The organism is Knoellia subterranea KCTC 19937 (assembly GCF_000768685.1).
GTDB lineage: Bacteria > Actinomycetota > Actinomycetes > Actinomycetales > Dermatophilaceae > Knoellia > Knoellia subterranea.
Window position 1 is genome coordinate 461,462 of the sequence record NZ_AVPK01000002.1, and the last position, 12,479, is coordinate 473,940.

A 12,479-nucleotide genomic window follows, 5' to 3' on the forward strand; every position below is an offset into this window, starting at 1 on the left:
CCTACCAGTCAGTACCGCGTCCGGGCTGCTGTCCGGGCCGGTGAGGTGGGTCTCCCCTACAGTGCCCCCATGAGCACAGGGCCAGCACGCACCGCACCCGTCGGTGCGGTCACCGTGATCCCGGCGCTCGATGGCCTGCGCGCCGTCGCCGCCACCCTGGTCATCCTGACCCACGCGGCCTTCCTGACCGGCTTCGGAGCGACCGGCGACCTGGTGGGACGGCTGTGGTCCCGCGGCGACTTCGGAGTGGGGATCTTCTTCGCCCTCTCTGGTTTCCTCCTCCACCGGGGCCTCATCGCGGCACCCTCGGGCAAGGTTGCCGTGGGCGCCTATGCCCTCCGCCGGGCAGCCCGCGTCCTGCCCGCATACTGGGTCACGCTCGCCGCTGTCGTGGTGTTCGCCAACCCACCCCTGCGTGACTGGCTGCTGCATGTCGCCGGCCTCCAGATCTATGTCGGCGACGCGTGGATCTCGTCCTTCAACCAGTCGTGGAGCCTGGCGACCGAGATCTCGTTCTACGTTGCGCTTCCCTTCGTCGTCATGGCGCTCAGCCCGCTCCGACGACGGCACCCCGCGGGGCCGCTGGTCGTCATGGTTGTCGCCATCGTGGGACTCACCCTGCTGTCGGTCCTGCGCAGTGGCGAAGTGTTCGGCGTCGACGTGATCACCCACATGTGGCTCCACGCGCGCGGCCCACAGTTCCTCATCGGGATGCTGTGCGCAGAGGCGCTGTTGCTCCCCGATCACGCGATCTCGCGCACTCTGCACAGGTGGGGCGGTGACACAGTGGGATGCCTCGCCGTCGCCGGTGGCGCCTACCTGTTGTCGACCACCGCAATCACCGGGCCCCTGACCGTGGCACCGGCGACGGGCTCCGAACTCCTCGTGCGATCAGCCCTGGGCACCCTGGTCGCGTTCTGCCTGCTGCTGCCACTGACCCATGGGCGACCCTCCACCTACTCGCACGCGTTGAGCCTGCCCTGGATGCGCTGGCTCGGGGTCATCAGCTACGGCGTCTTCCTCTGGCACCTCCCGGTGTTCATGGCGATCTACGACGTCACGGGAGTCGCCAACTTCACGGGGGGACTCCTCCCGCTGCTCGCAGTCGGGCTCCCTATCACCCTGCTTCTGTCAGCGGTCAGCCACTACTGGGTCGAAGTGCCGGCTTCACGCCTCGCCGGACGGGTGCTCGCGCGGCGGCGACATCGCCAGCACGAACGCACCCAGCACGAGGAGTCGCAGGGAGCCCTCCAGAGCTGACCCACCGACGGCGCCGGGGGCCAACCACGCCTGGGCGACGGCGGCGGACAACGCCAGGAGGGCGGCGGCCGTGAGGACCCACTTGTGCCGGCCCCCGGAGAATCTGGTCACGGCCACGCCGACGAGCCCCACTGCCAGCCCTGCGGGACCGGCGATCACGGCGGCCCCGATCAGGAGCCCCACCGTCACGCGGAGATCGTGGTGGCGAACGTCGGGCATCGCCGGATCCACCGACGGCGCCTCGGTGCGGCCTCGTCGCCGTTCGGGCCACAGCGCGCCGACGAAGACCACCCCAGCGAGCAGGAGTCCAACGAACAGTCCCCATCGATACCGAGTGTCCGGCGCGAACGTGATGACGAGCGTCCCGGAAGCCTCCGCAGGCACGACGAAGCCCTGCCTCCGGCCGTCCACGACCTGCGGCTCGAGTCGGGTGCCGTCCAACCGCGCCTGCCACCCCGCATTGGCGTTGTCCGCCATCACGAGAAGTCGCTGGGGGCCGGACGCGATGGCTCCGTGAACCTCGGTCGGGCTCACCCGGTTGCTGCTGACCGTCGCCCCCGACGGGCTGTCGTCGGCACCGTCGTCGCGGGTGAGGATGGCTGAGCGCGGGACCAGGCCACGCCAGACGCCAACCTCGATGCGATGGGATTCCCTCGAGTCCAACTCCACGGGCTCGCACGCAGACCAGGTGATGTCGGCCAGCCCGAGGAGACCCTCGTGCGTGGCCGTGGCCGACGTGCGCACGGTGCGACCATCGACGGTCACCTGCGGACCAGACCCACACGCAGCGACCTCGGCGGCTGGCTGTTGGAAGGGGTGACCGAGCAGCTCGATCTCCTCGAGCTCCAGGGACGCGAGACCCGGACGTCCCGGACCCGGAACGTTGACGAAGGTGACCGTGATCCGACGGCCGGTCATGGCAGGGAACGTCACCACGCCGTGTTCGGGGAGCCTGCGCGTGACCTCGGTGCCGTCGACATCCACCGTGAGCGCCGGGGCGGCCTTCCTGGCCCAGTCCCCCCGCACCTGGAAGCGAAGGGCGTCGATACGGGTCGGCTCATCGAGGGTGAGGGTGACCGAAGGGCTGCGATCCGACCCGGAGGGGCTCCACGCCGTGCGCGCGTCCGAATCGATGAGCGCGCTGGGGAGCTCGGCGGGTGCGTACCCGCGCTGACTGGACGCCTCGACCTTCACACCCGCAACGTCGAGGAGGCTCGCCGCCGGCGCCTGCGGGTCGACTCCCAGGGTGCCCCGCAAGGAACTCGTCCCCGCAGCGAGTCCCGTCACGTCGCGGGTGAGTGCTCCCGACGATTCGGGATCCAGGAGCATCCCCGGCAGACACCGGATCTCGTTGTGGACCGCCGAGCATCCATCCCGACCCGGGAGGTCGGCACCCAGAATCGCGCTGTCGGCCGGCACGCCGGCGGCCGCGCGTTCAGGCGTCCGGACAACTTCTCGAGGTTCGATGCCAGGGATGCGAACGTCCGCGAGCCCGGTGAGGGTGCTCGCCGGTGACCCCGCAGTGGTGGCCGTGATCCGGACCCGGAGAGTGGTCGTCGGTTCGGAGGGCAACGAGATCGCCGTGCGCTCCCCCGACGTCGACAACCGCGATTCGACAGAACCATGGTCGGTGGACACGACCACTCGGGTGGCGATACCCAGCGCGTCCCCGAACCGGTCCCGGCTCGTCAGAGGCAGGATCGACACCGACGGCAACTGCACGGCACGTCCGAACTCCACCCGGAGCTCGGGAGACGCATCCCCGGTCACGACCCACGAGGTGGTGGGGTTCCCGTCGATGGCCGCGAAGGGTCGGTGAGCCGGCTGCAGGTCACCCACGCGGTAGTCCTGAGCGACGGAGGTCGTGGCCGAGACATCACGGATCCCGTCGTAGGCCATCGTCGATCGTCGGTTCACGTCGCCCCAAGGCAGATAGTCCGGCGCGTGCCGGGCTGCGTCCTGCGTCAACGTGCTCGTCACGTCCTGGCCTCGGGGTGCGCCGAACCATCTGGTCCGCGCCCGGAAGCCGTCCGTCACCACGCTTCGCTCGGGCATGAGGGCACTCGTGAGATCGCCATCGAAGATGACCGGCCGACCACCCAGACCTGCGTCCTCCAACCGGGCCAGATCCTCCGCAGCTCCCGTGGCACCGATGACGTCGGCAGCGTTCCAGAGCGTCAGCTCGTCCGCGACCACGCCGTCCAGGGAGTAGACCTCGAGCGGAAACACCCGCTCATTCGCTGCGTCGACCCACGTGGACCCGAAGCCCTTGGTCAGGGTGATGCCGGGTGAGTTGAGGAGCGCAGAGCGGGCCAGCGCCACCGGCGGTTGCCCCGAGGCGCCCGTCGACAGGTCGTTGCGGAGAACGAGGTGCCGGACCCCGGACTGCCGCAACATCGCCATGGCACCATCGAGCGACCTGCCGGTCTGGAGGCGTGACTCGACCTCGTCGAGCAGCCGGATGGTCCCGGCCGGCGTCAGCGGAACCGCATCGCGAACGGCATACGCGGCCGTTGTCAACGCGCGAAGCGGCTCGTCCATGGGACGACCCCAGACGTACTCCCCGAAACTGGACGCGGGCACAATCAGGGCGCGCTCCCCCGGCCGCTGATCGAGCCATGAGCCGAGCTGCTGCCACTGAGGGGCGTACTCGGTGAAGGTGCCGCGCGCAGCGATCGCGCCGCTGAAGCCGGGAGCCGCCGCGGCGACGACGAGCAGTGCAGCAGCGCCGACGACCGCCTCCCGGGCCCAGGCCACCCGGGACTTCCACTCGGGGACTCGCCCCAAGAGGTGCGCCAATCCGACCGCGAGTGGCAGCCGCACGAGGAGGTCGGCCTTGTGGATGTTCCGGAGTGGTGCCAGTGGCCCGTCCAACGCCGCCTGGACCTGTTCCGTGAGCGGGGAACCGAAGGGAGCCTCGTGCGGAACCGCGATCACGAGCAGACCGGTGGCCAGCAGTGCCAGGAAGAAAGTGCGGTGCGGCAGCCCTCGCAGCGCCAGGCCGACGAGACCCAGCGTCATCACGGCCGTCGTGAAGAGGATGCTCGACCTGGCCGAGACGATCTGCTGCCCGGCTGGCCACCAGGCACCACCAGCCGTGACGAGATGGCCGAGCCAATGGGTCGTCCCCCGGAGGACGTCAAGCAGGGTGATCTGGGACGAGACCGTCCCGGCGTTCTCGATCCAGTCGAGGAACGGCGGCGAGTAGCGTCCCAGCGTCAGCAGTGGGACCACCCACCAGCTGGTCGCCGCGGCCACACACGCCACCCACCAATAGGTCACGGTCCGCCGCCACCACCGCGTGCGAGTCACCAACCAGATGGCCGCGGGCAGGACGGCGAAAGCGGTCGCCGTTGCGTTGACCCCACCGCAGCACAGAACCGCGAGCCCGCTGAGGGCTGCCCCCTTGCGCGCGCCCAGTCGCCCGCGATCGACGAGCACGAGCGGCCACAGGATCAGGGGGGCGAGGAGTTGCGGGTGGGCCTCCGACGACACCGTGCCGATGGTGCTCACCACTCGCGGCGCGAGGGCGTAGGCCAGGGCCGCAATCACACGAACTCGCGGACCACCCACCTGCAGCGCCCGCAGAAGACCGAGCATCCCTGCGAAGCCCGCAGTGAGGAGGGTTGCCCACCACAACCGCTGCACGACCCACATGGGCAACAGTTCGGAGCCCAGTCCGAAGAACGGCCCCATCGGGAACAGGTAGCCGTAGGCCTGGTTCTGGAGACCACCCCATGACACCTGCGGGTCCCAGAGATGGAGGGCACTCGCGAGGAAGCCCCACGGATCGACGTACAGATCGGACTTGGTGTCGGCAGCGATCCGACCCGGCGCCACGGAGGCCGCGACTGCCCACACGACCAATAGCCCCGCGCAGACAGCGGGGTCAGGGAAACGCCACCTCCACCTCACCGGCGACGGAGGACCAACATCAGATTCCAGCTGGCCACTTCCCGGAGGCCGGGCACCCGCAGGATCAGGTCCGCCCAGTCAGGGTGATAGCGAGGTGCGGCCTCGAGGAGCTCCGCGTCCAGACGATCACGTGCCCAGCCCAAACCCTCCGCCACGGTCACAGCATGCATCGTCTCCCCGAAGCGGTTCTTGGGGGCGCGGCCGTGCTTGCGCTCGTAGCGTGCACGCGCCCGCTCCCCGCCCAGGAGGTGCCACGGCGAGGTCTCATGACCACCCCACGGGCCGAACCACGCCGTGTAGGAGATGAAGACCAGGCCCCCGGGTCGGACGACTCGCATCATCTCGTCGACGAGTGCCCCACGGTCGACGACGTGCTCCATGACGTTGTTCGACATGACGACATCGGCCACCCCGTCGGGGAACGGCAACCGCTCTCCCTGCGCCACCACCGCACCGCTCTCCGGACCAGGATTGAGCGATCCGCGTTCGATGTCCACGGCGAGGTATCGAGCGCCGTGTTCGACGAATCGGCGACCGAACTGGTCCTGTCCCGCACCGACGTCGAGCACCGTCCGACCCCGAAGGTCCTCGTGCCGTGAGATGAGGGCAATGGTGTCCTCGGCGACATCGGTGTAGAACCGTTCCGGGTCCGTCTGCTCGACGAGGAACGATCGGAACAGGGTGACCGACCTTGCTACTGTTCGGTACCTGCCGGTCGACGTGCGATGCATGACGGGAATCTAACCACCTCCCTCTGTGCCAGCTCCGACCCTCGTTCCTCGATTGCACCGTGGAGGTGACGGCGCCGTGCCCCTCCGGGTTCTGCTGCTCAACTGGCGCGACATGCACCACCCCGAGGCGGGCGGTGCCGAGAAGTATCTCGTGACTGTCGCCGAGGGATTGGCCGCACGGGGCCACGAGATCACCTTCCGGACCGCTGCCTATCCCGGCGCGGTGGCCGAGGAGGTCGTCAACGGAGTCCGCTACATCCGCCGCGGCGGGCGCCTGGGGATCTACCCCCGCGCGTTGATGGCGAACCTCGTGCGTCGCTACGACGTGGACGTCGTGGTCGACGTCCAGAACGGTATGCCGTATCTCAGCCCCCTGACCCGTCGACCGGTGGTCAATCTGGTCCACCACGTCCACAAGGAGCAGTGGCCGGTCGTCTTCGGACCACGACTCGCCAAGGCCGGATGGTGGCTGGAGTCCCGCCTGGCTCCGATCGTCTATCGCCGCACTGACTATGTCGCGGTGAGCGACGCAACGAAGGCCGAACTCGCCGGATTGGGTGTTCGGTCACCTCAGATTCAGGTCATCCACAACGGCACCGATCACACACCTGCCGGGAACACCCCACGGTCGACGGAGCCGACCATCATCGTGTTGGGTCGCCTCGTCCCGCAGAAGCGCGTGGAAATCGCGCTGGAGACGCTCGATCGGCTGCGAGATGAGCTGCCGACTCTCACTCTCGACATCGTCGGGAGCGGCTGGTGGGACACCCACCTGCACGAGAAGGCCACTGCGTTGGGCCTGAACGACCGGGTCACGTTCCACGGGCATGTCTCCGAGGCAGAGAAGCACCGCCTCCTCGCCCGAGCGTGGGTGCACGCGATGCCGAGCCTCAAGGAGGGGTGGGGCCTCGTGGTCGTCGAGGCGGGAGTGCACGGAACACCAACCGTGGCCTTCTCGGAGGCGGGTGGCCCGACGAACTCCATCGTCCACGGTCGTACCGGTCTGCTCGTCGATCAAGGAGTCGATGCGTTCGTGGAGGCCGTCCGATTGCTCCTCACCGATGACGCCCTGCGTCACGACATGAGTCAAGAGGTGGCCCAGTGGGTGACTCAGTTCCATTGGGACGAGTCGGTTGACCGATGGGAACGAGCCCTCACGGCAGCTGCGTCACGCCGATGCTGACTGCTTCGAGTGTCCGCCGGAGGGGTGCGGTCACACCAAGAGGCCGGCTCCCGCAGGGGCCGGCCTCTTCGATTGCGTCCATTGGGACGCGTGAATCACGGAGCGTCGTAGATGACCACGCGCTCGCTCTTGGCAGCCGAGTTGGCCGAGGGCGAAATGGCGGCGACGCCGCCGAAGATGGCCACCAGAGCCAGAATGGCACCGGCAGCAACGGATCCGAGAGCAGTGGTCATGGGCGAGATCGTAACAGACCGGCGGGTAACCTTCGGCGAACCACACGAACCCCTCCAAGGGTGACGAGCACCACAGAGGTCAGGAGCGTGATCTCCCAACCCACTGTGTTGGCGCGAGGCATCTGCACGGCGCCGAACCCGCCTCCGGGCAGTTCGACGAGGAGCACGGACTCGGTCTCGGCGACCACTCGACCCGCGGCCCGCGCGGCTGCCTCGTCGGTCCCGTCTTCCTCGAATCCAGCGCCACGCTCCACGAAGAGGTAGCGCACTCCGGCCCGGGACAGAGCCGCGACCGGAGTGAGCCCCGAGGCGATGTCTTCGGAGACCTGAGCAGATCGCGGCGACTCCCCCGAGATGACACCCGACCGGAGTGGAAGGGAGTCATCGCTCAGCACTCGCTGATCGATCATGCGGGGGGCGAGGGTGAGCGACACCCGGTCGCCGTTCCAGGCATAGCGTCGATATTGACTCCAGGGCAGGACCCCGACCTCGCCCGGAGGCATGGTCGACAGCGCCGCCGCGGCCGCCCGATAGTCGGCCGGCACTCGCACCGCGTCCAGCCGACCGCCAACACCCCACACCAACTGGCTCGACAACACCACCACAGAACCGATGACCACCACCGCGCCGGGAGTCCCCCACGGACGTCGGTCTCGGCGCAACGAGTCGACGACGAGACCGACTCCCACGGCAACCGCAACCATCCATGGGGCAAGGAACTTCTGACTGTCGCGCAGCGCTCCCCCGCCCGGCACCTCGGTGACGAGCCACTCCCACATCGTTCGCAACGCGGGCAGGGCACTCAGCACGACCACGAGGGCGCCCACGATCACAGGTGCCGCGAGCTCCAGGGCGTTCCGACGCCGGACCTCGACCAAGTAGATGCCCATGGCCACCAGGGAGAGTGCCGCGGCAGTCACGGAGACGAAGACCGTGTCACGGGCTGCCGGATGGGCGGCGACGTTCCAGAAGCCGCCCCCACTGACAAGCGATCCCCACACCCCCAGCGGCGTGTCGGGGGCAGGGCCGAACGCGGCTACGGACCTGGAGTCCACGGCGATCTCGGCGACCAGCGAAGGCACCATCCACGCAGCAGAGATCCCGAGGGTCGCACCGGTGGCAACACAGAGGTGCGCGATCATCCGCCGTGGCGCCCGCCTCGCTCCCGCCAGCAGGATCGCGAACACGCCCAGGACCACGAGCAGGACGGAGTTCACTCCACCAACACCGCTCACCCCCAACCAGAGCGCCACCGGCAGTGAGCCCGTCTGGCCGACCACGGCGCGACGTGCGGCACGCACGGCCCACGGCAACACGGCATACCCCAGAAGGACAGTCCACTGTCCGATCACGAGACGTTCGGACACAAAGGGGTTCCACACCGCCGCGAGGGCTGCGGCGCAGAGGCCCCAACGCCCCGCCACAGGGCGCACCTCGCGAAGGAGAGCGGCAGCACCGAGAGACGCGCCGATCAGGAGCGCTGCGAGCACCACTTTCTGAGCCAACGAGGGCGTGATGGCTGCGCCGAGAAGCCATACGAAGGCGTCGCTGGGCACGGCGCGAGGGGTGGGCGTCGTGATGCCAGTCGCGAAGGGTGTCAGGCGCGCATCTGGTGACCAGGCAAGGTCGTAGGCAAGGACGACACCGCGGCCAAGTGCCGGCCCAAGAATCACGCCAGCCAGAACCACGGAGCAGAGGATGACGAGCCCCCGCACCTGTCCGACCTCTCCGAGATCGGATCGAAGGCCACCGGCGCGGTCACCTACCCCCGCGGGTGAACCTGACGAGCCCATGGACATTGAGTGGCCCTTTCTGGTCGGAGTGAACCTACCAATGCCATCGGTTGGAGCCGCCGTGGTGGGCTGACGCCGGGGCAGCGATTACCGTTCATGCCATGGATTCCCGGCCCCAGCAGACCAGTGCTCGCATGGATGCCCTGGACGGCATCCGGGGTTTGACCATCATTCTCGTGGTGCTGGGCCACCTGTGGATCGTGTATCCGAAGGAGTCGCTCGACCGATTCCCCATCGTGAGAGCAGTGTTCAACGGCGGCGCCGTCACCATGTTCTTCGTCATCGGCGGGTTCATCGTCACGCGCAACCTGCTCCGAGAGAACGCCGAGGGCCGGCTGGATCCGTTCCGCTTCTATCTGCGACGGATCGTCCGACTCGGCGTGCAGCTCGTGCCCCTTGCCCTGGCGATCCTGGTGCTGGCGCGTTACGACGACACCGACACCTCGGACAGTTCGACCACCATCAGGTCCGTTCTCAGCGTGCTGACGTTCACGTGGAACAACTACCTGATCGATCACGCACTGGAGGCGCGCAGCGAGTTGGGTCACCTCTGGTACCTCAGTGTGCAACAACAGGTGTACTTGGCCTTCCCCATTGCCGTCCTGCTGCTTTCTCGCTGGCGCAGAGCGCTCGGCCTGGTCTTCATCGCCGCCGGCGTGGGCGTGATCATCCATCGGTTCGTGGTCTTGAACGGCGGCCCGAACAGTGAATGGGCCGCGTCCCTGTCAACGTTCACCCGGGCCGACGGTCTTTTCCTCGGCGCAGCCCTTGCGTGCCTGGCCCCGTGGATCCCTGACCGGGGTGCCGTGAACAAGCACGTCGCAAACGGCGCCCTGGTGGCGCTCGGCCTCCTCATCGCTCTGTTACCCGAACTGGGCTCGCAGCAATACCTTCGCGAGTGGTCAGTGGTTTACGTGGTGGTGGCCACGCTCCTGGTGGCCGCCGTCACGAGCAAGACGCAGCGGGCGGGATTCGCCACGACTGTCCTCCAACGCCGCACACTGGTCTGGCTCGGCAACGCATCCCTCTCCCTTTATGTCTGGCATTTCCCTATCTTCTGGACCGTGAGTCACCACACGCCGGCCCTCACGCCCCTCTCACGAACCTTCCTGAGCCTGGGCCTCCTCGCCGCGGTCACCGTGATCTCCCAGCGCTTCATCGAGGCACCCACGCGGCGCTGGCTTCGAACCTCGTCACTGTTCCGAACGCCGGCACTTCCGACGAGCGAGGCAAGGGCCAACGTGAAGTGATATACGGTGACGGCCGTGCCAGACACCGAACGATCCAACTCACGGAATGCGACCCTCGACGGCCTCCGTGGGCTCGCCGTCTTCCTCGTGGTGCTTGCGCACGTGTGGATCGTGTATCCCTTCGACCGGCTCGAGGACATTGCACCGCTGGACGGATGGTTCCGCGGAGGCAACATCGCCGTCTCGATGCTCCTCGTCCTGAGTGGATTTCTGTTCACTCGTAGCCTGCTTCGCGCGCACGAGACATCCGGCCCGTCGGGCCTGCTGGGCCCCCTGCTGCGGCGGACGCTTCGGATCAGCGCACAGATCTACCTGGTCCTGCTCGCGGTCCTGGTCCTGGCTGAGGTTGACTCAACCGACACGACCAGCCCGGACACGAACACGCGATCGGCAGTCGCCATCGGTACCTACACGTGGAACTGGTACGTCAGGGACCACGCGCTCGATGCACGCCCCGATCTGGGACACCTCTGGTATCTGAATGCCGAACTCCACGTCTTCCTCCTCCTCACGCTGGCCATCGCGTTCTGGGGTCGTCGACGGACGCTTCTGACCATCGGGGTCGTGGCACTGATCGCTGCCGTGACGTGGTGGCGGTGGTACGTCCACGACACCGAGGGCTGGTACAGCGCCTCACTACGGACGTCGACTCGTGCGGATGCGGCCCTGTACGGCGTGCTCGCAGGCTTGATGTGGGACCGGGTGCAACAGTGGCGCCGGGAAGCGCCAGCGGCCGCAGGGGCATCAGCCCTGCTGATCATCGGCACGATCTTCAGCTGTTCAATGCTCGGGATCGACGCGTACTTCAAGGGCCAGGGCATCGTGATCGCCTTTGCGACGGCCGTCTTCGTCGTCGCCGCTTCCATGGGCGGCACGGACGGGGGGCCCGTCGGCCGGCTGTTCGGCTCAGCCCCCCTGACGCGTCTCGGGACCGTGTCATTGACCCTGTACGTGTGGCACCTGCCGGTCTACTGGTTCATGTCGCGGCACACCAAGGACTGGAGCAACCTCTCCCGCGCCATGGCCACGGCCGCAGTTCTGATCGTCCTCGTGTCACTGGTCCACAGGTTTGTCGACGAGCCGGTTCGACGGTGGACCTCGAACCTGATGCGCAAGGAAGGGAACAGTTCACCCACGAGCCGTCCCGCTAGCCGCACGCGATCGAGCCGGAGTTCGTGACAAGAGAGGCCGGGTCCGGGCATGTGCCCGGGACCCGGCCTCTCGGCTGTTCGTCGTGCGTCTACTTCTTGGGGCGGCGGAACTTGTTGACCTTCTCGAGCACACCGCTCACCTTGTCGGCGTCGAGTCCCACCTTGCGCAGCGTCCGGTCGTAGACGTCGAGCACGTTCCGATCCACTGCGATCGCGGCCTTCTTGAGGCCCGACTCCTCGGGGCGGGCCCGGTAGTTCGTGGCCTTCCGCACGGGCGCAGCCTCCTCGGTGAAGTAGTACAGCGCCATCGAACGGCGAGCCACCCCGTCGGGGCAGGTCAGCGCGTCCGGGTGCCCGTGGAAGCTGTCATCACTCGTGGTGAAGATGAGCATGCGGTTGCCCGCGGGCTGGACCTTGGCCTGGGCTGCGGTCATCTTCTGGTCCCAGAGTTCGAGCTGGCCGCCCCACTCCTCGGGCCACTCCTCGTTGAGGTACAGGAGGATGTTGACCCGCCGGCTCCAGTTGAGCTTCTCGTGGTGCGTGGTGAAGTCGGCGTGGATGTTCAGGTGTCCTCCACGCAGCGTCTGGTGGAGGCCACCACCGTCCATGCTCCAGTCCGGCAGCAGGTTCTCGATGCCCGTGAGCTCCTCGAGGAACGAGACGAACTCCGGCGAGCAGAACTCCTTGGCGATGGCGTTGAGCGTCGTGCCCCAGGTGTCCGGCTGGGTGTTGCCGTACTTGGTCTCGTTGACGTGGAGGTAGCCCTTCCAGAAGGGGTCTCGGATCGCAGGAAACTCCTCCACCGCACGAGCGAAGGCCTCCGGGTGGAGAACGTCATCGACAACAACGTGCGGGAACGGCTGTGCGGACTGGTAGCTCGGAGCAAGCTCCGGCAGGCGAGCCCGCAGGGACTCAAGATCTACGAGGGTGGCGACAGTCATGCCGCGGAGTATGCCAGAGCGT

At 67.6% G+C, this 12,479-nt stretch carries 9 protein-coding genes; 4 read left to right on the top strand and 5 right to left on the bottom strand.

Features of this window, described 5'->3' with window-relative positions; translation table 11 throughout:
- Positions 1 to 69: 69 nt before the first annotated feature.
- The gene (locus N803_RS05680; protein WP_035903203.1) at positions 70 to 1,260 is read left to right on the top strand and encodes an acyltransferase family protein; all 1,191 of its coding nucleotides are present in this window, start codon (positions 70 to 72) and stop codon (positions 1,258 to 1,260) included.
- On the opposite strand, the gene N803_RS05685 is transcribed toward N803_RS05680, so the two are convergent.
- A complete protein-coding gene (locus N803_RS05685) occupies positions 1,168 to 5,121 on the bottom strand; it encodes an alpha-(1->3)-arabinofuranosyltransferase domain-containing protein (RefSeq protein WP_156969664.1) in 3,954 nt (1,317 codons plus the stop codon). The two genes, N803_RS05680 and N803_RS05685, sit on opposite strands and share 93 nt — an antisense overlap.
- 50 nt (positions 5,122 to 5,171) lie before the next feature.
- Positions 5,172 to 5,906: a class I SAM-dependent methyltransferase gene (locus N803_RS05690; RefSeq protein ID WP_035903205.1), complete on the bottom strand. Its 735-nt coding sequence runs from the start codon at positions 5,904 to 5,906 to the stop codon at positions 5,172 to 5,174.
- 76 nt (positions 5,907 to 5,982) lie between these two features.
- On the opposite strand from N803_RS05690, the gene N803_RS05695 reads away from it, so the two are divergent.
- The gene (locus tag N803_RS05695) at positions 5,983 to 7,089 is read left to right on the top strand and encodes a glycosyltransferase family 4 protein (RefSeq protein WP_084764055.1); all 1,107 of its coding nucleotides are present in this window, start codon (positions 5,983 to 5,985) and stop codon (positions 7,087 to 7,089) included.
- A 95-nt stretch (positions 7,090 to 7,184) separates the two neighbouring features.
- Here the strand turns inward: N803_RS05695 and N803_RS18230 are convergent, their stop codons facing one another.
- A complete protein-coding gene (locus tag N803_RS18230; RefSeq protein ID WP_156969665.1) occupies positions 7,185 to 7,322 on the bottom strand; it encodes a hypothetical protein in 138 nt (45 codons plus the stop codon).
- Positions 7,319 to 9,121 (bottom strand): MmpA family trehalose lipid delivery protein, encoded by a 1,803-nt coding sequence (locus N803_RS05700; RefSeq protein ID WP_483790087.1) that lies wholly within the window; start codon positions 9,119 to 9,121, stop codon positions 7,319 to 7,321. Before N803_RS05700 ends, N803_RS18230 begins: the two co-directional genes overlap by 4 nt.
- Positions 9,122 to 9,216: 95 nt before the next feature.
- Here N803_RS05700 and N803_RS05705 point away from each other — a divergent pair, with 95 nt between their 5' ends.
- Together N803_RS05705 and N803_RS05710 are read left to right on the top strand one after the other, a co-directional pair.
- Complete coding sequence (locus N803_RS05705) at positions 9,217 to 10,365, top strand: acyltransferase family protein (RefSeq protein ID WP_084764057.1); 1,149 nt, start codon at positions 9,217 to 9,219, stop codon at positions 10,363 to 10,365.
- 15 nt (positions 10,366 to 10,380) lie between these two features.
- A complete protein-coding gene (locus N803_RS05710) occupies positions 10,381 to 11,544 on the top strand; it encodes an acyltransferase family protein (protein ID WP_169743046.1) in 1,164 nt (387 codons plus the stop codon).
- 61 nt (positions 11,545 to 11,605) lie between these two features.
- Here the strand turns inward: N803_RS05710 and N803_RS05715 are convergent, their stop codons facing one another.
- Positions 11,606 to 12,457, bottom strand: a complete 852-nt coding sequence (locus N803_RS05715; RefSeq protein ID WP_052111830.1) for a 2OG-Fe(II) oxygenase — start codon at positions 12,455 to 12,457, stop codon at positions 11,606 to 11,608.
- Between the last annotated feature and the right edge of the window lie 22 nt (positions 12,458 to 12,479).